At 54.4% G+C, this 21,005-nt stretch carries 19 protein-coding genes and 1 riboswitch; of the genes, 7 read left to right on the top strand and 12 right to left on the bottom strand.

Going from position 1 to position 21,005, the window contains the following annotated elements; all coding sequences use genetic code 11:
* Window positions 1-8: 8 nt before the first annotated feature.
* Window positions 9-818 (bottom strand): ABC transporter ATP-binding protein, encoded by an 810-nt coding sequence (locus ACOOFE_RS07815; protein ID WP_420414436.1) that lies wholly within the window; start codon window positions 816-818, stop codon window positions 9-11.
* 7 nt (window positions 819-825) lie between these two features.
* The gene (locus ACOOFE_RS07810) at window positions 826-1,974 is read right to left on the bottom strand and encodes an ABC transporter permease (protein WP_420414435.1); all 1,149 of its coding nucleotides are present in this window, start codon (window positions 1,972-1,974) and stop codon (window positions 826-828) included.
* 92 nt (window positions 1,975-2,066) lie between these two features.
* Here ACOOFE_RS07810 and dgcN point away from each other — a divergent pair, with 92 nt between their 5' ends.
* Both dgcN and dgcA read left to right on the top strand, forming a co-directional pair.
* Window positions 2,067-3,080: an N-acetyltransferase DgcN gene (gene dgcN, locus ACOOFE_RS07805; RefSeq protein ID WP_420415553.1), complete on the top strand. Its 1,014-nt coding sequence runs from the start codon at window positions 2,067-2,069 to the stop codon at window positions 3,078-3,080.
* Window positions 3,077-4,063, top strand: coding sequence for an N-acetyl-D-Glu racemase DgcA (gene dgcA, locus ACOOFE_RS07800; protein ID WP_420414434.1), 987 nt, complete (start codon window positions 3,077-3,079; stop codon window positions 4,061-4,063). Before dgcN ends, dgcA begins: the two co-directional genes overlap by 4 nt.
* Here the strand turns inward: dgcA and ACOOFE_RS07795 are convergent.
* On the bottom strand, window positions 4,060-5,235 hold the full coding sequence (locus ACOOFE_RS07795; protein WP_420414433.1) for an MFS transporter: 1,176 nt from the start codon (window positions 5,233-5,235) through the stop codon (window positions 4,060-4,062). The genes dgcA and ACOOFE_RS07795 overlap by 4 nt on opposite strands.
* A gap of 120 nt (window positions 5,236-5,355) precedes the next feature.
* Between ACOOFE_RS07795 and ACOOFE_RS07790 the strand changes: the two genes are divergently transcribed.
* The gene (locus ACOOFE_RS07790) at window positions 5,356-6,609 is read left to right on the top strand and encodes a protein phosphatase CheZ (protein WP_420414432.1); all 1,254 of its coding nucleotides are present in this window, start codon (window positions 5,356-5,358) and stop codon (window positions 6,607-6,609) included.
* A 258-nt stretch (window positions 6,610-6,867) separates the two neighbouring features.
* On the opposite strand, the gene ACOOFE_RS07785 is transcribed toward ACOOFE_RS07790, so the two are convergent.
* From ACOOFE_RS07785 to ACOOFE_RS07770, 4 genes are all read right to left on the bottom strand, one after another.
* Window positions 6,868-8,199, bottom strand: a complete 1,332-nt coding sequence (locus ACOOFE_RS07785; protein WP_420414431.1) for a protoglobin domain-containing protein — start codon at window positions 8,197-8,199, stop codon at window positions 6,868-6,870.
* 301 nt (window positions 8,200-8,500) lie between these two features.
* A complete protein-coding gene (locus tag ACOOFE_RS07780; RefSeq protein ID WP_420414430.1) occupies window positions 8,501-9,523 on the bottom strand; it encodes a threonine ammonia-lyase in 1,023 nt (340 codons plus the stop codon).
* Window positions 9,524-9,654: 131 nt separating this feature from the next.
* The gene (locus tag ACOOFE_RS07775; protein WP_420414429.1) at window positions 9,655-10,692 is read right to left on the bottom strand and encodes a glycosyltransferase family 4 protein; all 1,038 of its coding nucleotides are present in this window, start codon (window positions 10,690-10,692) and stop codon (window positions 9,655-9,657) included.
* Window positions 10,689-11,492, bottom strand: coding sequence for a UDP-2,3-diacylglucosamine diphosphatase (locus tag ACOOFE_RS07770; RefSeq protein ID WP_420414428.1), 804 nt, complete (start codon window positions 11,490-11,492; stop codon window positions 10,689-10,691). The genes ACOOFE_RS07775 and ACOOFE_RS07770 overlap by 4 nt, the downstream gene beginning before the upstream one ends.
* 260 nt (window positions 11,493-11,752) lie before the next feature.
* Here ACOOFE_RS07770 and ACOOFE_RS07765 point away from each other — a divergent pair, with 260 nt between their 5' ends.
* The gene (locus ACOOFE_RS07765; RefSeq protein ID WP_420414427.1) at window positions 11,753-12,532 is read left to right on the top strand and encodes an SDR family oxidoreductase; all 780 of its coding nucleotides are present in this window, start codon (window positions 11,753-11,755) and stop codon (window positions 12,530-12,532) included.
* 80 nt (window positions 12,533-12,612) lie between these two features.
* Here ACOOFE_RS07765 and ACOOFE_RS07760 read toward each other — a convergent pair whose 3' ends face one another.
* The 4 genes from ACOOFE_RS07760 to ACOOFE_RS07745 all read right to left on the bottom strand — a co-directional run bounded on the left by ACOOFE_RS07760 (window position 12,613) and on the right by ACOOFE_RS07745 (window position 17,363).
* A complete protein-coding gene (locus ACOOFE_RS07760) occupies window positions 12,613-13,926 on the bottom strand; it encodes an OmpP1/FadL family transporter (protein WP_420414426.1) in 1,314 nt (437 codons plus the stop codon).
* 713 nt (window positions 13,927-14,639) lie between these two features.
* A complete protein-coding gene (locus ACOOFE_RS07755) occupies window positions 14,640-15,749 on the bottom strand; it encodes a TRAP transporter substrate-binding protein (RefSeq protein WP_420414425.1) in 1,110 nt (369 codons plus the stop codon).
* Between the two features lies 1 nt (window position 15,750).
* The gene (thiD, locus tag ACOOFE_RS07750) at window positions 15,751-16,557 is read right to left on the bottom strand and encodes a bifunctional hydroxymethylpyrimidine kinase/phosphomethylpyrimidine kinase (protein ID WP_420414424.1); all 807 of its coding nucleotides are present in this window, start codon (window positions 16,555-16,557) and stop codon (window positions 15,751-15,753) included.
* 32 nt (window positions 16,558-16,589) lie between these two features.
* Window positions 16,590-17,363, bottom strand: a complete 774-nt coding sequence (locus tag ACOOFE_RS07745) for a hydroxyethylthiazole kinase (RefSeq protein WP_420414423.1) — start codon at window positions 17,361-17,363, stop codon at window positions 16,590-16,592.
* A gap of 68 nt (window positions 17,364-17,431) precedes the next feature.
* Window positions 17,432-17,541: riboswitch (TPP riboswitch) on the bottom strand.
* Window positions 17,542-17,680: 139 nt separating this feature from the next.
* Between ACOOFE_RS07745 and ACOOFE_RS07740 the strand changes: the two genes are divergently transcribed.
* Both ACOOFE_RS07740 and ACOOFE_RS07735 read left to right on the top strand, forming a co-directional pair.
* The gene (locus ACOOFE_RS07740) at window positions 17,681-17,917 is read left to right on the top strand and encodes an Lrp/AsnC ligand binding domain-containing protein (protein ID WP_141185897.1); all 237 of its coding nucleotides are present in this window, start codon (window positions 17,681-17,683) and stop codon (window positions 17,915-17,917) included.
* 35 nt (window positions 17,918-17,952) lie between these two features.
* Entirely contained in the window at window positions 17,953-18,360 is a 408-nt protein-coding gene (locus ACOOFE_RS07735) for a hypothetical protein (RefSeq protein ID WP_420414422.1), read from the top strand.
* A 137-nt stretch (window positions 18,361-18,497) separates the two neighbouring features.
* Here ACOOFE_RS07735 and ACOOFE_RS07730 read toward each other — a convergent pair whose 3' ends face one another.
* Complete coding sequence (locus ACOOFE_RS07730) at window positions 18,498-19,499, bottom strand: DMT family transporter (protein WP_420414421.1); 1,002 nt, start codon at window positions 19,497-19,499, stop codon at window positions 18,498-18,500.
* Window positions 19,500-19,853: 354 nt separating this feature from the next.
* Between ACOOFE_RS07730 and ACOOFE_RS07725 the strand changes: the two genes are divergently transcribed.
* A complete protein-coding gene (locus ACOOFE_RS07725; RefSeq protein ID WP_420414420.1) occupies window positions 19,854-20,867 on the top strand; it encodes a putative transporter in 1,014 nt (337 codons plus the stop codon).
* Window positions 20,868-21,005: the final 138 nt, after the last annotated feature.

The following is a 21,005-nucleotide window of genomic DNA, read 5'->3' as shown; positions in this document are numbered from 1 at the left end:
CTCCAACCTCATGTCCGGCGCAGGGCCCGTTCCCCTCGAAAATAAGACTTAATCCAAGGATCGTCATTTTTCATCATATCTTCGAGCGGTCCGAGCGCCAGAACCTGCTTATTCCCCAGAACTGCGATCCGGTCACAGATGGAATGCAGACTATCGAGGTCGTGAGTAACCATATAAACGGTCAAATCCAGAGTAGAGCTCAAATTGGCAATCAACGAATCGAACGCAGCGGCCCCAATTGGATCCAGACCGGACGTTGGTTCGTCCAGAAACACCAAATCCGGGTCCAGTGCAAGGGCGCGTGCAAGGCTCGCCCGTTTGACCATGCCGCCGGACAATTCTGCTGGCAATTTATCAGCAGCGTCCTGGGGCAGGCCGACCAGCTCCAGTTTCAATGTTGCCAACTCATCCATCAGCTGTTGCGGCAGTTTCAAATGCTCGCGCATCGGCACTTGAATATTCTGTTTGACCGTCAACGACGAGAACAAGGCGCCCTGCTGAAATAACACGCCCCAGCGCCGCTCGATGGTTTTGCGGATCTTGGGGCTGGCCGCGGCAAGGTCATGACCAAAAACGCTGATTTTACCAGCTCTTTTGGGGGTCAGCCCTAGGATCGTGCGCATCAAAACAGATTTGCCTGTTCCCGAGCCCCCGACAAATCCGAGCACTTCGCCCCGGCGCACATCAAGATCGAGATCCTGCAAGATAATCTTCGAACCGAATCCGACGGTAATGTCCCTGACAGAGAGGATGTTTTCAGAAGTTCTCTGTACCGGCTCTTTTCTGCCGTCAGCCGATTGGGTCTCAGAAACCGCCATATCGCCGTTACACTCCGATCGCCGCAAAGAAAATCGCAAAAAATCCGTCCACGACAATCACCAGGAAAATCGCCTTCACCACCGACATGGTTGTGTGCCGACCGAGGGATTCCGAAGAGCCTTCAACCTTGAGTCCTTCGACACAAGCAATCAGTCCGACGATCAACGCCATAAAAGGCGCCTTGATGAGACCGACAACAAAGGTGTTCACCGTAATTGCAGCTTTCAGCTGAACAAGGAATGCCGCCGGTGGAATGTCCAGATAAACCCAAGTGATCAGCCCAGCACCAAACAGCGCGGCCATGTCAGCCACGAATGTGAGGATCGGCAAGGCAATCATCAAAGCCAGAATACGTGGCAGCACAAGAACTTCTGTGACGCTCAGACCGATGACATGAAGCGCATCGACCTCTTCCTGCATCCGCATTGCGCCGAGTTCAGCAGTAAAAGCAGAGCCAGATCGGCCAGCGACCATGATCGCAGTCAGAATGACCCCAATTTCCCGGAGCACCAAGATCCCAGCCAAATCAACAACAAAGATATCGGCGCCGAACTGCTTCAGATAAAATCCGCCCTGCTGCGAGATGATCGCGCCAATCAAAAAACTCATCAGCGCAACAATCGGCACCGCTCCAATACAGCTGCGGTCAAACTGAACAGCAATGGCGATACTGCGCAGGCGTTTGGGCTGCAGAAGCACCGTGGACAGCACCATCCCCAAAGACCCCAGGATGTGAAGCATCGCGAGGGCGTCTTTGTAAGCTTCCACCATCTGACGGCCGGTCGCTTCCAAAAAACCGACAATGGTGAAGCCGGACCGGTCCGGAGACCAACGCGGCGGATGATGGCGTTCGATCTCTTTAAACAGGCTCCGCCGCACCTCACTGAGGCCGGTCAATTCCACCTTTCGGCCGCTGAACTCCAATTGACCGCGGGTCCGGTGGATCAACCAGGCCCCGCTGGTGTCCAAATGTCCAATTTTCGACACGTCAATGCAGGTGAGTTTGTCCTTGGCTATTTCGAGCGTCTCAATCTGCCGATCAGCTTCTGCAAGCGTACTGACCGTCCAGTCGCCAGAAAGAGATAGAAACTGGCGGCCAGCATCATCGGTTTCAAGATGCATCTCCGGCGCAATGTTTTTTTCCAAGAATGCCATTCCGGAGGGTTGCCCTCTTGCCGCTCGTCAACTTCCCCCCGTATACCTGATTGCGAAGATTAACGTCCAGCAGTCAGATGAAAGCTTTGTCCATGGAAATAGCCCGTCCTTACCTTTTGTTCCTAGGTGACGTTCACGATGCCCTCGCAGCCAAAACCGCGACCGGCATTGTTGATTGGCGCAAAGACTGGTGTATCGGGCAAGTCCGGCTCGACGGCTGTGCGGCCGATACAGGCCTTGCAGACATGTCGATCGCAGAAGGGGTTGCCGCCGGTGCAAAAACCTTCGTCATTGGCGCGGTCAATGCGGGCGGCCGACTGCCGGACCATTGGATCGATTCGATTGTTGAAGCTTTGAATGCTGGCCTGGACGTCGCTTCGGGCCTCCATGTCCGGCTCGGCGACATTCCCGAAATCGCAGAAGCCGCCGTCACACACGGCGGGCAGCTGCATGATGTGCGCCACAACAATATGGCTTTCGCAACCGGCAAAGGCACCAAGAGACCCGGCAAACGCATCCTGGCGGTCGGAACGGATTGTTCAGTCGGCAAGAAATACACCGCACTGGCCATGGACAAGGCGCTCAATGAGCGTGGTTACAAGAGCTCGTTCTGTGCCACCGGTCAGACAGGTGTATTTATTTCAGGCCGTGGCCTCTCTCTGGATGCTGTCATTGCGGACTTCATTGCAGGTGCGGCCGAATGGCTGTCCCCAGCCACCGATGACGATCATTGGCAGGTCGTTGAAGGTCAGGGGTCACTGTTCCACCCGTCATTCGCGGGCGTAACACTTGGGCTTCTGCACGGCTCTCAGCCAGACGGCTTTATTGTCTGCCATGAACCGACCCGTACCAAGATGCGCGGTGTCGACACGCCACTGCCGACCATCCAGCAAGTCATCGACATGACCATTCAATGTGGCCGGCTGACCAATCCGGACATCCGCTGCTTAGGGATTGCTGTTAACACCCAAGCACTGAGTGATGAGGAGGCCCAGGCCTATCTGGCAAAGGTCGGCGAAGAGCATGGTCTACCTGCGACCGATCCAGTGCGTTACGGCATGGACAGCCTGGTGGATAAAGTTGCGGCGGAGTTTGGTGCCCCATGAGCCGCACTGTCCGTATCGACCAAGAAAGTTTTGAAATCGCTGGGGGAGGATTCGCAATTTCACGCGGCACCCGGACACATGCCAACGTGCTGGTGGTGTCGATAGCCGATCGCGGGCACACAGGCCGCGGCGAATGCGTTCCCTATGCCCGCTACGGCGAGACCATGGAAAGTGTGCAGGCACAAATCCAGGAGATTGCGCCGCTTCTGCAGGACAGTCTAACGCGTGAGGCCTTGCAGTCCGCAATGCCGGCAGGCGCAGCCCGAAACGCGGTCGATTGCGCACTTTGGGACCTGGATGCAAAGCTGTCCGGCAAACGCGCTACCGATCTTGCCGGGATCGCAGCTTTGAAGCCTGTGACCACCGCCTACACCATCAGCGTCGGCACGCCCGAAACAATGGCAGAAAAAACCGCTCAGGCCGCGCATCGACCGCTGTTGAAAGTCAAACTTTCCGGAAGCGGAGATGACGAGCGGATCGAAGCCGTGCGCAATGCAGCCCCTGACAGCACGTTGATTGTCGATGCCAATGAAGCCTGGGACGACAGCTGTTTTGCCCGCAACATGGCGGCGTGTGAAGCCGCAGGTGTGGCCCTGATCGAACAACCCCTGCCCTCAAGCAATGATGGCCTGCTAGCTGGGTTGGAGCGCAAAATCACGATCTGCGCCGATGAGAGCCTGCACACACGGGATGGCCTAGAGGATTTGCGCAGCCGCTATGATGCGATCAACATCAAGCTCGATAAATCCGGCGGCCTGACGGAAGCGCTGGCGCTTCTCGACGAAGCAAAAAAACTCGACTTCAAAATCATGGTCGGCTGCATGCTGGGAACATCATTGGCCATGGCACCGGCGGTCCTGCTGGCTCAAAGCGCCGATTTTGTCGATCTTGATGGTCCCTTACTGCTGACCGAAGATCGTACTCCCGGCCTGGTGTTCGAAGGCAGCACATTGTTCCCGCCGGAAACTGCCCTTTGGGGTTAGTCTACCGCGCTTGAAGCCATGCGCTGGCGCACCACAGGTGTCAGCGCAAACATGCCAAGTGTTCCAACCGCGGATACGGCCGCCATCACATAAAACGGCAGATCGGGATTGCTTTCATAAAGCGCACCACAGACACTCAGCCCGGCTGCCATTTGCAACCCAATGGACGTTGCCAGTAATCCCTGGCCCGTGCCCGCCCAACGGCTGGGCACGACCTTAGCAAGGATTGCAATCGCACCAAGGTGCGCTGCCCCAAAGGTCAAAGCATGGAGAAGCTGAAGCGCGACCATGGACCAAAGTGCGTCAGCAAATGGAAACAGTCCCCATCGGATTACTGCGGCACCACCGGCAACAATCAGAAACACCGGTGGATCGAACCGCAGCGCAATCCGGCCGGCAACTGTGAACAGCGCAATCTCAGCCACAACACCAATAGCCCATAGAATTCCAATGGTTTGATCTGCGATTCCCGCGGCCTGCCAGTACAAGGTTCCAAAACCATAAAAGGCCGCATGGCTTGCCTGAAACAGCCCCATAAGCATCAGCACAGGCCAAAACCAAATGCTTCTAAACGGAGCTTCCAACGAATCGTCATTGGCGACACCAGCGTCCCCGGCCCCGCTCTGGCGCGGAAGCGACATGACAACGAAACCGGTGAAAAACGAAGCCAGACCGATCAGAAGCAGGATCGCCCAGATGGTTTCATCGGTTGCCAGCCAGCCGCCCGCGATGGTCGCGGCGACAAATCCGGCTGATCCCCAAAGCCGCATCCGGGCATAATCTGCCCCTGTGTTGCGTGCTGCATCCAAGGCATAAGCATCGCTGAGCGGCAGAACCGGTGCTTTGAACACCATGTACCCAATAACGCCAGCGCCCAGAACATAAAGCCCGTTTCCGAACGCAAACAGCGCGATGAACGCTGTGCCGAGAATCGAATAGATGAAGATGGACCAGCGCCGCTGGCCGGTCCGGTCGGCAAGATTGGACAAGGCTGGGCTCGCCGCAATTCGCGCTATGGTGCCCGCGCCCAGGACAAAACCAATGTCCGCTGCCGAGAAACCCTCAAACTCCAGAACGACCGGAAAGAACGGCAAAAACAAGCCATATCCGAAGAAATGGACAGCAAACAAACTGGAGACACGCGCACTTAAGCTTGGGGACAATTTAAACATGTAAAGTACGCCGTATGTCGAAGCCCAAAAAAAAATTAACGATTTTGAGTTTACCTAGAAAGCCAGAATAGTCCGTAGCGGCTACCGAACGGCCCTTGCAGAGTTGAGAATCGCGTCCTTATGAAAGCGGAAACACTACAAGCAGAACCGGAGCTGATCGGCGAAGCCGAATATCAGACGCTTGAACAGACCTTGATGGAATCCGATCGGGGACGTCGGTTTCTAAAGGAGTTTTTGAACCGCAACAAGACCCCGGAAACAACCGAGATCTTAAGTTCGATCCGGCGTCTTGAAAAAGTGGTCACCCGCCAGCGCAAAGTTCCCGACCTCGATAAAATCCGCCTTGATATTGCAGACATGCATGAAGCGATCGAGCGGACAAAATCAGAAATCGCGAACATCAAAGACGATACCGATCAAAGCAACCGCTTTGTCGATGCCTCCCATGAATTGGATGCCATCGTCACGCAGACCGAAGGGGCAACTCAGTCCATTCTGGAAGCTGCCGAGCAGATCCAAGAAAAAGCCTGGGTCCTTCGCGAAAACGGGGCGGATGATGCAACGTGCGATGACATCGACGCCAAGGCCACAGAAATATTCATGGCCTGTTCCTTCCAGGATCTGACCGGACAGCGGACCAACAAAGTGGTTCAGGTGCTGCGGTATTTGGAAAGCCGTATCAACCTGATGATCAACATTTGGGGCATTGAGGACCTTGAAGCTGACGATACAGCTGGTCCGGTCGACAATCGCCCGGATGCTCATTTGTTGAACGGCCCGCAGATGGCCGGCGCCGGCGTTAGCCAAAACAGCGTCGATGAACTGATGTCCGTCAGTGGAGACGTGTTGGACGCTGCGCTGTCCGATGTAGCCAAGGAGGTGTCATCCGAGGCCAATGACTTCAGCCACGAAATGGGCCAATCGCTCGGCGCTGCCGATATTGATGCCATTATGGCAGAAGACAATCAGCCCATGGACGCGGCAGCCATTGACGACATGTTTGCGCCGGCTCCTAAAAATGAAGCCGTTGAAGAAGCCCCAGCAGATGAGTTCTCTGGTGACTTTGATTCTGTGGCAGGAGATGAAGTTCTCGACGAAGCTGCAATTGATAAATTGTTTGACGCCGAAGTCGCTGACTCGGAAGTCGAGACTGACGAACCAGCTGATATGGCAGCAGCTGTAGAATCTGAAACAGTGGCTGTTGAAGACATCCAGGCCGATCTCGCTGCTGAAGTTGAGGCAGAGTCAGAAGCTGCTTCAGAAGCTGAAGCCGACGCGGATTGGGCTGTGATCGAGCAAGAAGCTGACAGTGATGACAGTGCCGATCCTTTGGTGGATCTGACCGAAGCCGAACGCCAGGCTCTCTTCAACTAAGCCAGCGCTAAAATCTTACCGAAAAAGGGCGCCGCATCTTCGGCGCCCTTTTTTATTTGCCCAGCAATGAAGTGACTTGCAGACGTCCGGTAAAACGGCCGCCAAAAACAAACGCCGCACAGACGACAATCCGTGCGGCATGGTACAGATGATATAGAGCCTGCCGCATCTCATTGGATCCATTTGATATGACAGGCTTTAAGGCATCGCCAAGAAGTCCGTGGACCGCTCAGCGATGCCTCCCCTCTTTATTCAGATTTAGCCAGTCTTGACCGCGGCAAAGAACCGGTTCGCTTCTTCTCCAAGCCGCGCTGCCTGGTCCTTGAGTGTCAAAGAAGTCCCATGTATGGCTTCAACGGTACCATCGACCACATCAACTGAAGTTCGTACCGCTGAAATCTCGTCGGTGAACACTTGCGTGCCAGAGGCGGCAATCTGGACACTCGAAGAAATCTCCGCAGTTGCCGAAGCTTGCTGATCGACCGCAGCGGCAATGCCAGTGGCAATTTCCGACAGTTCGCCGATGATGGTGGTAATGCCCTCGATATCCTGAACCGATTCCTGCGTAGCCTGCTGAATAGCTGCAATCTGTTCCGTGATCTCTTCGGTCGCCTTTGTCGTCTGGCTGGCCAGTTCCTTCACTTCAGCCGCAACAACGGCAAAACCTTTGCCCATTTCACCGGCCCGGGCCGCCTCGATGGTTGCGTTCAAGGCAAGAAGATTGGTCTGCTCTGCGATATCGGAAATCAAACCGATGACAGATCCAACCTGATCTGCAAATCCGGCCAACTTCGTGACCGATTCATTGGTATTCTGCGCACCCTGCACCGCCTGCAAGGCCATCTCCCGGGACTGCCCAGCCTGACGGCCAATTTCAACGATCGAGGCACTCATTTCTTCCGTCGCAGTCGCACTGGACTGAACGCCGCTCGCCGTCTCGCCGGACGAGGCATCCATGTTTTGCATGCGCTCGCTGATGGAGCTGGTTTCGCGGTTCAAATCCCGCGAGGAGTTCTCAAGTTCATCGGATGCGGAGCTGAGACCGCCGACCACACTGCCCAAGGTCGTTTCAAAGGACGTGATCGCAGTCTTGAGCTCTTCTTCCTTGGCAACCGCGTCCGCCACCATTTTCTCGTGATAGGTGGAAATGGCGATATCCATGTCCAGCATGACAAGCTTGGTGACCACGGCCATCGCCTTTGCCCGTTTAGACGCAGACATCAGCCGTTTCTTGATCAGGATCTCCGAGATCTGCGTCATCGCAAAGGAATAGCCGCCGATGTACCAGCTCGGGTCCAGACCGATACGCACATGAGCCAAGCCAATGCGGACCGACCGGTCGAGATAATTGTTGCTCGGGCCTTCGGAAAACAGCATTTCCCAATGCGACAACTGCGCCGCGATAAGACGCTGCTCCTGATTTCCGACCATATCAGCCAGATGGGGAACTGTTTTTACATGGGCGTAAAACCCATCCATGATCCGCGGCAACTCAGCTTGAATTGCCGGCCAAACCGACTTTGCCAGTGCGCGATCATCGTCTGTGTATTGGAAAAACGCCAGCCTGTCCTTTAGCGTTTGTTTGTGCATATCAGCTCCATACTGTCACCTGACAATCCCGTCCCCCTCCGGCCAGGACTGCACATAGTAAAACGGCCTTCACCACCAAGCGAAGTTAGACATCTTGGAATATTGCGTACTTCGGCACCGAAGACAGAAAGATCATGGTTGCGTTAGGTTAAAACGCACCCGACGCAGCGTAAGCTGTTGATATTTCCGCTCAAATAACGCGACCCTACGAATTTTCCCTTACCATTAAATCCGCTACAAAGGTTTTTCTAGCGAACTATTCGGCTAGCAACCGGGTAACGGTTAGCCTCCTAACAGCCGGTTAACGTGAAAGAGAACTAAACAACATCTTAGGGTCGATATTCCCGCCGGTCAGCACAACGCCAACTGTTTTTTCCTTTAGGTCAATTTTTCCGGAGAGAAGAGCGGCCAGAGCTGCGGCGCCGCCCGGTTCCAACACCAATTTGAGCTCGGAAAACGCAAAAGCAACGGCGTCTAAAGCCTGGTCATCGCTTATCGTATAACCTTCTCCAGAATACTGGCGCAGAATTGAAAATCCAATGTCTCCGGGACTTTCAGACAACAGCGCATCACAAATCGAACCGGACTTTGCTTCATTGGAGAGCAGCGTTCCAGCTTCTAAGGAGCGCTTGTAGTCATCGAAATCTTCCGGTTCCACCGTGTGGAACACCGTTTCGGGGGACAGATGGGCCAACGCCAAGGCAATGCCACTGGACAATCCACCGCCGCCGGTACACGCCAAAACGTCATCCAATTGAACGCCCAGCTCTTTGGCCTGCGCGGCCATTTCCAGACCAGTCGTCCCCTGACCCGCGATGACAGCTGGGTCGTTGTAAGGGTGGACAAAGGTCGCTCCCGTTTCCGAGCAGACCCTTGACGCAATTTGATCCCGGTCTTCGTTGGCCCGGTCGTAGGTTATCACCGTCGCTCCATAGGCGCGGGTCCGGTTCAACTTAACCTCAGGCGCATCCGCCGGCATGACAATCGTTGCTGGCATATCGAAGATTTGAGCGCTCGCAGCCACACCCTGCGCATGATTGCCAGAGGAACAGGCCACAACACCTTTGGAACGTATCTCCGGATCTATCTGGCGCAAACAATTGTAAGCACCCCGGAACTTAAACGAACCGCTTCGTTGGAGGCATTCAGGCTTAATGAAGACACGCCCGCCAACTCTCTCATCCAAAGCTGGGTTGTTCAAAAGCGGTGTTTTGACTGCAACACCCTTGATGGCATTGGCCGCATCCAAAATGTCGTCAAAAGTGACTGCTGCGTCCTTGCAGGAAGAGGGGTCCGTTGCCGTATGTGCTGCCGTTTCCGTCATCAAAGCCACCTTGAATCTCATCAATGGAAGAAAGGAGTACTCAGATGGCTTCGGGCTGGCAACAACAACATTGTCCCCGTGACAACACCCTCAAAACCCACCCAAACGGCAACGTCAACTACGCCGGCGGGCTATTCAGCGGCGTTTGCCGTGGTTGACCGGCTGATGGCTGCGTTACAATTGTCAAGAAACTGTCGGCTGCTCGCTGCCCAGGTGTAGTTCAGCGCAATACTGCGACAATGATCGCGTGGAATGTCGAGCGCCGCTTCCGCGGCTTCGGCCAGATTATCTGAGAGCACACCGGCTCCGGTACCCCCGATCACATCGAGTGGCCCCATCACGGGATAGGCGGCAACAGGGACACCACACGCAAGCGCTTCCAACATGACGTTGCCAAAGGTATCCGTCAGTGACGGAAAGACAAACACATCCGCATCCGAATAGTGACGTGCCAGGTCTTGGCCGGTTTTCGACCCCACAAAGAGCGTGTCGGGGTATTCCCGCCTCAAGGACTCAAGTTGCGGACCACCGCCAACCACGACTTTTGATCCGCTTAGTTTCAAATCCAGGAAAGCCTTGATGTTCTTTTCGATCGCAACCCGGCCAACATACATAAAGACCGGCCGCGGTAGATCCGCCGGAAGGACTGAGCCGTCATAGGGCTTAAACAGGTTCTCATCGACTCCGCGGGACCACCGCATCAAGTTGTTAAAGCCGCGGTCTCTCAGATCATTTTCCAAGGACTTCGTAGCCACCATGCAGCCATCGCCGGCGTTGTGAAACCGGCGCATCCAGGCATAAGACCAAGATAATGGCACAGGCATCCTGGCGGACACATACTCTGGAAAACGCGTGTGATAGCTCGTCGTGAATGGTTGGCCACGTTTCTTCGCAATACTGGCAGCCAGCAGCCCGAGCGGCCCCTCTGTGGCAATATGAAGATGCTCACAGTCAAACTCATCGATCATCCGGCGGATGGTTCCCCGATGGGTCAAAGACAAGCGGATTTCCGGATAGGTTGGACAAGGCAACGTCCGGAAGGATTGCGGGGTTAAAAACTCCACGCGCACGCCGAGGGCGCTGAGTTCTTCGGCCGTCCGCTCTAATGACCGGACAACACCATTGATTTGCGGATGCCAGGCATCCGTCACAACAAGAATGGAACTCATGCGGCGACCGGAGTTTCCTGTGGTTTCGCCAACTCGGCACCGGTCTGGGCCTGTTCTACCCATCTGATCACCTCAAAGGTTCCATCATGATGTTCGGCAACCGCCGTGCAGCTTTCCACCCAATCACCTGTATTGATGTAGTGGATGCCATTCACATCACGGTTCGCAGCATGGTGGATATGACCGCAAATCACGCCGTCCACGCCCTGTCGGCGTGCTTCATCACAAAGCGCATCTTCGAACCGCCCAATGAAACTGACGGCATTCTTGACCTTCAGTTTAGCCCAAGCAGACAGAGACCAGTAGGTCAGACCCAACCGCCGCCGAATGGTATTCATGACCGTATTCACGGCGAGCGCGGTGACATAAGCCTTATCACCAAAAAAGGCGAGCCACTTGGCGTGACGGATCACCACATCGAACTGATCGCCATGAATGACCAGATATTGTTTTTTATCGGCAGTCTCGTGAATGATGCTGTCGGTAACCTCGACGCCACCAAAATGCGTGCCCAGAAAATTCCGCAGGAACTCGTCATGATTGCCGGGGATATAGACGATACGGGAGCCCTTGCGGCCCTTGCGAAGGATCTTTTGAACCACATCGTTGTGGAGCTGGGGCCAGTACCAAGACCGTTTCAGACGCCAGCCGTCCGCAATATCGCCGACCAGATAAACGGTCTCTGCATCGTTGTCTTTCAAAAAGTCCAGAAGCAGCTCTGCTTGGCACCCCCTGGTTCCCAAGTGTACGTCTGAAATAAACAAGGCCCTGTAATGCCGCGATGCCTCTGAAGTGGACATTTCACGTCTCCATGATCCATTGGACCGCTATAGACGCGATTCAGGTTGCACTATTATGACAAGCAGCCTTCTGCCGCCGTGGACGCAGCGTTTTCTTTGCTCTTTGAGCCAAAAGCCACGGTCAGAAAAACCAGAGTTTGCTAACTGCTTGAAAGGTTAAGTGATCAACATCTTGCTACTGTTGCCAAGAAGATGGCGGCAGTTCTCCAGTTTCCATAGTATCCGGCAGTGATTTGTAAATGCTTGGGGGAGACCTGCACATGGATTTGGGATTGCGCGGCAAATCGGCGATCGTTTGCGCTTCAAGCCGGGGACTGGGCCGTGGCTGCGCGGAAGCGCTTGCCGAGGCCGGATGTGATTTGGTGATCAACGGACGGGATCAAGCGGCTCTAGAGGCCACACGGGCCGATTTAGCCGAACAGTTTCAGGTTAAGGTGACGGCTGTTGCAGCTGACGTCTCGACCCCGGAGGGGCAATCTGCGCTCCTGACTGCCTGCCCTCACCCAGACATTCTGGTGAACAACAATGGCGGCCCACCCCGGAGAGATTACACAGAACTCGACCGCGACGCCCTGCTCGGTGGCGTTGTCCAGAACTTCGTCACCCCAATCGAGCTTATTCAGGCGGTAACCCCGGGCATGAAAGAGCGCGGTTTTGGACGGATCGTCAACATCACCTCCCTCTCGGTCAAAATGCCGATTGAAGGCCTGGATCTCTCAAGCGGCGCACGGGCCGGCCTGACTGCATTCCTGGCCGGTGTCTGCCGGCAGCTCGCCCCTTATGGCGTGACTGTGAACAACCTGCTTCCCGGCAAGATGGATACAGACAGGTTAAAGGGGGGCTTCGAAAGGACAGCGCAACAGTCCGGAAAAAGTATTGAAGCTGTACGAGAGGCCCAGGCTGCCGAAATTCCGGCTCGGCGGTTCGGCAACTCAGAAGAATTTGGCCAAACCTGTGCCTTCCTATGTTCGCAATATGGTGGCTACATCACAGGTCAAAACATCCTCATGGACGGCGGCCTCTACCCTGCAGCGTTCTGAACGGATGAGCTCGTTGGGTTAAACAAAAAAAAGCCGGTCTGCTGTGCAGACCGGCTTAGTTGTAAAGCTGTCTAGTCCGATCAGAACTTGACGCGGAGAGACGCAGTCAAAATGTCGACGGCAGAGTCGACTGATCCTGTCAGAGACCCCTTTGAGGCGCTGTAATCCTGATGGCCTGGTACCAGGTTCAAGTCGGTATCGGCGCCAAAAATGTGCGTATAACCCAAGTCAAACGAGACATGTTTGTTGTAGGTGTAAGACGCACCTGCGCTCAACCACAGACGGTCGTTGTCTGGAAGGCGTGCAGACCGGATTTCCGTATCGATCGGCGACCATTCGTAGGCAGCACCAGCCCGAAGCGTGAGTTTGTCGTTAAAGTCGTATTCACCGCCGAGAGCAACGAAGAAACCGTCATCATAATTGAACGGCAACGTCGTCACAGTTGCACCTGTTGCGGTCGATTCAAGGCGTGGCTGCTTCAAACGGCTCCAGTTGGTCCACTCAAAGGTGCCAAGAACCCGAATGTCATCCGTAATGCTCTGTTTTGCAGATACGGTGATCATGTCTGGCGTCGAGAGAACAGTTTTCACGCCCAGTGTCTGAGACACAAACGGATTTGTCGAACTTGGCGCTACAATGGTTCCGTCAATATCTGTAAAGATTGCAGACCGGTAACCAATCCCAATTTCTGTTTTGGCGGTCGGTCTAAAAGAAACACCTGCGGTTACACCAAAGCCGGTGCCGTCACCATCCAACTGCTGACCAGGGATCAAGGATGCTCCAGGAATGGTCGGAGATGCGGATGCATTGGTAAGCCGGATATCGGCATATTGAATCTGCGCCCCGATACCCACAGACCACATTTCGTTGATCTTATAGCTGGCAACTGGGTTTACATTCAGGGAGAAGATTTTTGACGAACGATTGTAACCGGCACCGGTCCAATTGGTGTCTTTTGGCTTGGTTGCCAATCCAAATGCACCGTTAATTCCAACGCCGAGGAAGACTTTGTCATTGAAATTGTAGGACGCATAGGACGAGGGAACAAACGCATCCTGGCCTATATCGCCTGTATTGAAAGTTGTCGAAATCAGGCCTGTCGGTGTCGTCAGCGAATTCGGAACAACATTGGTTCCGGTGATTTCTGATCGCGGAATGATGAAGGTGTTATGCGCCTCAAAGTTTATTTTATCTTTGGCCGCGGTGATCGTAGCTGGGTTCCAGAACATGGACGAAATGGAATCGCTAGATGTTCCGTTGCCAGCAAAAGAAGTTCCCTGATAATAAGCACTCTGCTCACGCAGGGCGAAGCCGCCCGCGACAGCGGCGCTGGCTGCGAGCGAAGCAGCAACAGCTGTCGACGTCAGCAGCACGAGTTTTTTGGTTGCCCACATTTCAACGTTTCTCCCAACCCACCTCCCCCACCGGGAGGCGTATGACACTGATCCTAGAGTTCCGGAGAAACGCGGCCCTTTCAACAGTCAAATGCGATCTATAATTGCAGGATTAGTAGATGCTGCAGCGCAATAGATGGTACTTTTTTGATACGCCGCCCTCTCTGGGGGAGCCCATAGCCAGATAAACATCTCCATGATCGTCGATTTTTTCTAGGCCTTAGCCCAAACTCACACAAATGCACAAATATTGAGCACTTTACCAGAACGTAAGCTTTCGAAAACTTTCTTTGCCGAGCGTTGCCTTCTTGTCACACGTATCCCTGCGGAACCGCTAAACTTTTGAACGAAAATGTGGACGATTTACTTCTGAATCGTGCATTAAAATCGCGGAAGTAACATCGAAGATGCGCCTAAAGCTGGAAGCAAACGCACGAGATTCGAGCACACTAATCCCGAATTTTAACAGCTGTCAGATTGACCAATGAAGCGCTTGATAAGTGCTTTTTGGTGACTGAAACGAAAAACCAAGCCCAGTTTGTTCATTCCCTCAGCAGCAGCGCAGGACAAAACAATGGACCGTCAGACAAACGCAAAGGTTGCACCCCTTCAAAAACCCGGAATCTGTTCTGGCGAATGAAACACGGACTTGCCGGCACTGCATTTTTTCAAACGACAGGCCGGCAAAATTTCACAGAAGGGAAGTTTCCTTATTATGCGGCCCCATCTCTGGCGGCCATAAACCGGCGCATGGAAGTGTCACTCCAGGGCGCCAATCTCTGACGCGCCTTCTGATGACTTTCGTAAATCCTGGCACTGAGCGGCCCTTCTTCGGCCGTTTCGGCCAACACAGCTTTGGCCGTCTCACGAAGCGCCGCCATAATGGTGTCAGGATACGGCAAAACTGTTACCCCATCTTCGTCCTGTAGCAGCTGCAGACTACGAGCATTTTCCCAATCACTTTCCGCCAGCGCCCGTCCATTTTCAGCCCTGCAAGCCTCCAAAAGGATTGCTCGAAGCTCTTCCGGCAACGCCTCAAGCGCCGCCTGATTGAACAAGGCTTCACCGGTTCCATTGGGTTCATGAAATCCCGGTGTATAATAGAATTTGGCAGCCTTCTGGAATCCCATTGCCCGGTCCGACCAAGGCCCCAGAAACTCCGTCGCATCCAAAACACCAGTTTGCAGCGCCTGAAACAATTCCCCTGGTGGCAGGCCAACGGGTGCTGCCCCCAAGCGGCGCATCACTTCGCCGCCGAGCCCTGGCATCCGGATTTTCAAGCCACGCAAATCATCTAAGTTTTCGACCGGCCTTTTGTACCAACCGCCCATCTGCACACCGGTGTTACCTGCCATCACAGGTTTGATGCCGAACGGTGCATAGAGTTCGTCCCAGAGGGCCTGTCCGCCCCCCTGTTCGATCCAGCAGATATGTTCGTGCGGCAGTAGGCCAAACGGAATGGCTGTGAAGTAGACCGAAGCTGGGATCTTGCCTTGCCAAAAGAACGAGGCTGTATGGGCCATGTCAGCCGTCCCGGCGGACACCGCATCAAATACACCGAGCGCCGGCACCAGTTCACCAGCAGCAAACAAGCGTATCTGGAAGGCACCCGCCGACATTTTTGCAACCTGATCAACGATCCGCTGAGCGGTCACGCCGGGCCCCGGCAGATTTTTCGGCCAGGAGGTGACCAGCTTCCACTCCACTACCGGTTTTTGGGCGGCAATAGCGGGCGCAGCCAATGCGCCAGCACCACCAGCCACCGCGCCAGCGATCACGCCCCGTCGGGTCAGACCTGCTGCTTTTTTGGAACCAGACGTCATTTTATTTCCCCCAAAATGCGTGAAAGTGATGGACGGGGCCATGCCCTTTGCCGATCTGAAGTTCATCAGAGCGACAAATGGCTTGGTGGATATAGGCCTTGGCGGCAATCACGGCTTCACTGAGCCCCTCGCCCTTCGCCAGTGCAGCTGCAATAGCGGACGACAGAGTGCAGCCGGTTCCATGGGTGTTGTCCGTCGCAATCCGTTTTTCCCGAAGCCAGAGAGGGTCGCCGGCACCGATCAAAAACAGATCTGCGCTTTCATCACTGGAGCCATGACCGCCTTTTAAGAGAATTGATTTTGCACCCAGTCCAATCAACCGCTGCGCCTGATCCAACATGTCTTCTTCGCTGGCGGCCATGTCTGTTTCCAGCATGCGCGCAGCTTCATGCAGATTGGGCGTAATGACATCGGCCAGCGGCAAAAGCTCGGACATGAGACTGGCGACTGCGCTATCCACCAGAAGCGGATCACCGGACGCGGCCACCATCACCGGATCCAGCACTACAGGTCCGGTTTGATGGCGCTTCAAACCTGCGGCCACTTCTTCAATGATCGGAACTTGCGACAGCATGCCGATCTTGGTCGCCTTAACCTCAAGGTCGGAATAAACGGCATCCATTTGCGCCCGTACAAAGTCTATCGGGATATCATGGATGGCCGTGACACCAAGCGTGTTCTGGGCTGTCAAAGCGGTCAAAACGCTGGCGCCATAAACCCCATTGGCGGAAAAGGATTTTAGGTCCGCCTGAATACCGGCACCGCCGCCGGAATCCGAACCTGCAATGGTCACCGCGATAGCGGTCATGGTATCCTCCATCAGATTTCACGAAAGAGTGGTCAGCCGGTTTGAAGACGGCTTTCGATATCCCGAGCTGTCAGGCCAAAAAGCGCATCCAGCAGTTCAGGCACGAGACTACCCGGCCCCGCCGACCGCGAGGCTGCAATCTCTCCGGCGATATTGAAAACCGACAGGCCACAGGCCGCGGCAAATGCAGTATCAGGTTCAACGCTGGCAAAAGCTGCCAGCACGGCGCCACCAGCACATCCGGTCGCCGTCACCCGGGCCATCAAGGCATGGCCATTGCGCAAACGGTAGTCTTCTCCAAGGCTTTCGATCTTGTCTTCTTCACCCGTTACCGCAAAGACCGTTCCGGCTGAAATCAACGCATCCACCTCAGAACGTTCAGCAAAGAGGGCTGCTATTTCCGCTTCATTCGCCCGCACCAAAGATGGCCCGGATTTCATCAGATCCTTGGCAAAGGCACACCGAGGCGGGGAACGATCGACAAATACAGGATCGATCAAGACCGGCCGGCCCGCTGCCTTGGCGGCCTCGATCGCGAAGGGGATGGCTGTCTGCCGGACATCATCCGAAGTGCCAAGATTGATCACCAGCGCATCAGCAGACGACGCAAAACCCGCGACTTCTTCTGGTGCGATGGTCATAGATGGCACGGCGCCCAGCGCCAGCAGAACATTCGCGGTAAAACCCTGCGCCACCGAATTGGTGATCGCATGGACCTTGGGTTTTCTCTGCCGCACCCGTTCAAGAACAGCGAAAACAGCTTCTGGCGCAAGATTTTGCGTGCTGGCAGCAATCGACAAGGTCATGCCAAACCTCCAGCCCAGTTTTTGAATAAACTGCTGGCAATGGCTTCGATTAGAATGTTGAGTGTTTTGTCTGCCATGATCTCAATCCCTCCGCCGGTATAAGCCGGATCAGGTTCAAGGAGTTGGCCGTTTGCCTCTCAGCCCGATCCACGATTGCCGGGCACCCCCATGAGATGATTTGGCGTACCAAGGCCGGTTCCGATTTTCAACCCCCGTTGCACTTAGGCTCCCGGCTCATATGGACGCACCGATTGACTGTTCGCAGCAGATGCGCGATGTCCTGACTCAAACGTTATTCATCCATTCAGGAGCGCCGTATGACCCCGTTTTTCGTGATGATCAAATGCCAGCTTGGCAAAACCTATCAAGTCGCGAACGCAATTGCGGACGCCGAGATCGCCTCAGAAGTCTATTCCACCAGCGGCGATTATGATCTCTTGGTCAAATTCTACATTGAGAACGGCACGGACATCGGTCACTTTGTGAATGAGAAGGTTCACCCGATCGATGGCATTCAAGACACCAAGACAATCATCACATTTAAGGCGTTTTAGCGCCAAGATTTATTGACCAGCGAATGAGAGCGACAATGAGCAAACTTGGAAATACAATGTTGCTGGCCGGATTGGTCGCACTCCCTTTAACCGGATCCCCAGCAGTCTCGCAAGGCATGCCGCCGGAGCAGATCAAACAGATCCTGGATGTCACGAAAACCAGTTGGGTGTCCTTCCGCGATTGGAACGGCCAACAGCTGATTTATTTCACCCATCTGGAATCTTGGCGCTGCGGCATCGACTTTGTTTTCTACAGCCTCAACAGCACAGATCTTGACCAGATGTGGGAGCTGGATGCCTGTGATCCCTCCAATCCGAATGCTGTCTTAAAGGAAAAACCCTATATCGAACTGCCTGCCAACAGCACTCAATCAATTACTGTCCAGTTGATTTTTAAAGACGGCACCAAGAGCTCAGGTGAAACGTTCTACTACAAGCCATAACCCTTTTTGATTTCTAGCATTAACGTGCGCCGCAGCTTCCCCGGCCTTGAGCCGGGGTCTTTCTTGAAATGGTCCCGGATCAAGTCCGGGACGGCACCACGCGCACTCTGTAGAGAAGCTCTATCACCACATAAAAGTCACGACTTCGATGGCGTCGACGCCCGGCGGTGTTTGGTCCGGTCGAGGCCCAGTTTGTGTTCGCGGTAAATAACGAAGATCCCGGCCGCAATGACAATTACGGCCCCCAAGATCACCTCTAGAACCGGTTCTTCGGCAAATACCAGCCAGCCGATCAGGATCGCCCAAATCATGTTGATGTAATCGAACGGAGCAATGGTCGAGGCATCGGCATAGCGGTAGCTTTGTGTCAGCAGGATCTGTCCCGCTCCGCCGAACAGTCCAATCAGCACCAGAAGACCGGCAGTCTCAAGATCGGGAAGAACCCAAGCCTGGCTCGGCCAAATCCAGCCAGCAGGGATGGTCAGCAATGAAATCAGCGTTGCGGCCAGAGAAAACCAGGTGACGATGGTCGACGTCCGTTCCGTCTCGCACAACTTGCGCACCGTGATCATGGCAAGCGCAGCAAAGCCAGCCCCCAAAAATCCCGCCACTGCCCCGAGCGTAGAGGCATTGACGGCTGCTCCCTCCCCCAAATGCGGTGACAACACCACCAGAATCCCAAGAAATCCGACACCGACCGCACTCCAGCGGTAAATCCGTACCTGCTCGCCAAGCAGAAAATAGGCAAGCACAACCACTAGCAATGGCGTGGCAAAGTTGATTGCGGTCGCATCCGGCAACGGCAAGAGGTCAAACGCTGTAAACATGCAGACCATTGCGGACAGGCCGATGCATGCACGAACCAAGTGGCCCTTCGGGTTTTGAGTTTTGAAAGCGAGACCGAGTTCCCGCCGCATCCCCACCATGATCAGGACCGGGAACAAGCCGAAAAAATTGCGGGCAAAGACCAGTTCGCCGATCGGCACACGTTCCGCCGCGATTTTCAGCGCGGTTACCATGGCAAAAAACACAAGCGTTGATGCAAGCTTGAGCGCAATCCCAATCAGTGGTGCCTGACGGGTCATGCCTGTTGGTGCAGGCGGGCCAGAAATACGGGAATCTGCGCGGGTGTTTGCCATTCGATAAATCCAGTGGCCGGCACAAAATCAGAGGCTCACGGAATGCACCAGCACTAGAAATTACGTGAACAGCAGAACAAATTACGCAGGTAGGAAATTCTAGCAGGGCCCGCGTGTTGAGCCGCATCAGTTTGCGCAAATCGCTTTGGGAATGGACCTAGAGTATCGGTCTATGAGACCAAATTTGCAATCGCCAAGCTTCGCAGCCCGTCAGTGCAATCCACACTCAGGATGATAACAAAGAGCTTTGGGGTAAATTCTCTTCACAACCGGCCTAAATGTGCCGCAACGTCTTATCCTGCCATCTGACGCCCCTATAATCCCAAAAAATTCCGATTCGAAAGGCGTAGACCCATGTTCCGATCGTTTTTTATGAACCGCCAATGGCTTTTGTGGGCCTGGGTCGGCTCGGTCATCATTTTGAGCGTCACTTGGTACAAGGTTCAAGTGGATGTTCAGATCAACCAATGGTTCGGCTCATTTTACGATTTGGTGCAAAAGGCGCTTACAACGCCCGGCGAAGTCGATGAAGCTCAGTATTGGAGCGAATTGGCGACCTTCCTAAAAATCGTCAGCGTCTACATCGTTATCGTTGTGCTCCTGGAATTCTTCATCAAACATTTTGTCTTCCGTTGGCGGACGGCAATGAACAACTACTACATGGCACACTGGAAGGTGGTCCGGCACATTGAGGGCGCCTCGCAACGTGTTCAAGAAGACACCATGCGTTTTGCTCGGATTATGGAGGGTCTCGGGGTATCCTTTATGCGGTCCGTGATGACCCTGGTTGCTTTCCTCCCGCTGCTTTGGGGCCTCTCCAAGAACATTACCGAACTGCCCTGGATCGGCGCTGTTGACCACTCTCTGGTTTACATCGCGATCCTGTCAGCTGCTTCTGGCACCGTGCTTCTGGCCCTGGTTGGTTTCAAACTTCCAGGCCTGGAATTCAACAATCAGAAAGTTGAAGCCGCCTACCGGAAGGAGCTCGTCTACGGCGAGGACGACGACAACCGGGCCACTCCACCGTCCGTCGTGGAGTTGTTCGGACATGTGCGGAAAAACTATTTTCGGCTGTTCTTCCATTATATGTACTTCGATGTTGCCAAGTGGACCTATCTTCAGGTCACCGTCTTGGTACCGCTTGTGGCGCTTGGCCCGACAATCTTGAGCGGCGCAATCACTTTCGGCCTGATGTCTCAGATCACTCGCGCCTTTGACCGAGTGGAAAGCTCGTTCCAGTATTTGGTTCATGCTTGGCCGACGATCGTCGAACTGATTTCCGTTTACAAACGCCTCAGAGCTTTTGAAGAAAACATCTGGGAATTTGAACGCAGCGGCGGCGTCCCCCAACCATTACCTGCCGAATAAAGATTAGGCGCCGGCGTTCCCGCTGGCGCTTTTCAGCTTCAAGCGGTAAGGCCTGCTTGACTCATTAGATTGACTGAATTGGAAGCTCTATCCTTCTGACGCAGTCCTAAAGCAGAACGCGTTCAGAACACGGTCTGA

The sequence above is a fragment of the Roseibium sp. genome (assembly GCF_965216085.1).
In the GTDB taxonomy this organism is placed as follows: Bacteria; Pseudomonadota; Alphaproteobacteria; order Rhizobiales; family Stappiaceae; genus Roseibium.
This window is presented reverse-complemented; position numbering and strand designations above follow the sequence as displayed.

Excerpts from the sequence above, each read along its gene's own strand:
- ACOOFE_RS07815 (WP_420414436.1), bottom strand. The coding sequence starts at position 818 with ATGGCGGTTTCTGAGACCCAATCGGCTGACGGCAGAAAAGAGCCGGTA.
- ACOOFE_RS07810 (WP_420414435.1), bottom strand. The coding sequence starts at position 1,974 with ATGGCATTCTTGGAAAAAAACATTGCGCCGGAGATGCATCTTGAAACC.
- dgcN (WP_420415553.1), top strand. The coding sequence starts at position 2,067 with ATGGAAATAGCCCGTCCTTACCTTTTGTTCCTAGGTGACGTTCACGAT.
- dgcA (WP_420414434.1), top strand. The coding sequence starts at position 3,077 with ATGAGCCGCACTGTCCGTATCGACCAAGAAAGTTTTGAAATCGCTGGG.
- ACOOFE_RS07795 (WP_420414433.1), bottom strand. The coding sequence starts at position 5,235 with ATGTTTAAATTGTCCCCAAGCTTAAGTGCGCGTGTCTCCAGTTTGTTT.
- ACOOFE_RS07790 (WP_420414432.1), top strand. The coding sequence starts at position 5,356 with ATGAAAGCGGAAACACTACAAGCAGAACCGGAGCTGATCGGCGAAGCC.
- ACOOFE_RS07785 (WP_420414431.1), bottom strand. The coding sequence starts at position 8,199 with ATGCACAAACAAACGCTAAAGGACAGGCTGGCGTTTTTCCAATACACA.
- ACOOFE_RS07780 (WP_420414430.1), bottom strand. The coding sequence starts at position 9,523 with ATGACGGAAACGGCAGCACATACGGCAACGGACCCCTCTTCCTGCAAG.
- ACOOFE_RS07775 (WP_420414429.1), bottom strand. The coding sequence starts at position 10,692 with ATGAGTTCCATTCTTGTTGTGACGGATGCCTGGCATCCGCAAATCAAT.
- ACOOFE_RS07770 (WP_420414428.1), bottom strand. The coding sequence starts at position 11,492 with ATGTCCACTTCAGAGGCATCGCGGCATTACAGGGCCTTGTTTATTTCA.
- ACOOFE_RS07765 (WP_420414427.1), top strand. The coding sequence starts at position 11,753 with ATGGATTTGGGATTGCGCGGCAAATCGGCGATCGTTTGCGCTTCAAGC.
- ACOOFE_RS07760 (WP_420414426.1), bottom strand. The coding sequence starts at position 13,926 with ATGTGGGCAACCAAAAAACTCGTGCTGCTGACGTCGACAGCTGTTGCT.
- ACOOFE_RS07755 (WP_420414425.1), bottom strand. The coding sequence starts at position 15,749 with ATGACGTCTGGTTCCAAAAAAGCAGCAGGTCTGACCCGACGGGGCGTG.
- thiD (WP_420414424.1), bottom strand. The coding sequence starts at position 16,557 with ATGACCGCTATCGCGGTGACCATTGCAGGTTCGGATTCCGGCGGCGGT.
- ACOOFE_RS07745 (WP_420414423.1), bottom strand. The coding sequence starts at position 17,363 with ATGACCTTGTCGATTGCTGCCAGCACGCAAAATCTTGCGCCAGAAGCT.
- ACOOFE_RS07740 (WP_141185897.1), top strand. The coding sequence starts at position 17,681 with ATGACCCCGTTTTTCGTGATGATCAAATGCCAGCTTGGCAAAACCTAT.
- ACOOFE_RS07735 (WP_420414422.1), top strand. The coding sequence starts at position 17,953 with ATGAGCAAACTTGGAAATACAATGTTGCTGGCCGGATTGGTCGCACTC.
- ACOOFE_RS07730 (WP_420414421.1), bottom strand. The coding sequence starts at position 19,499 with ATGGCAAACACCCGCGCAGATTCCCGTATTTCTGGCCCGCCTGCACCA.
- ACOOFE_RS07725 (WP_420414420.1), top strand. The coding sequence starts at position 19,854 with ATGTTCCGATCGTTTTTTATGAACCGCCAATGGCTTTTGTGGGCCTGG.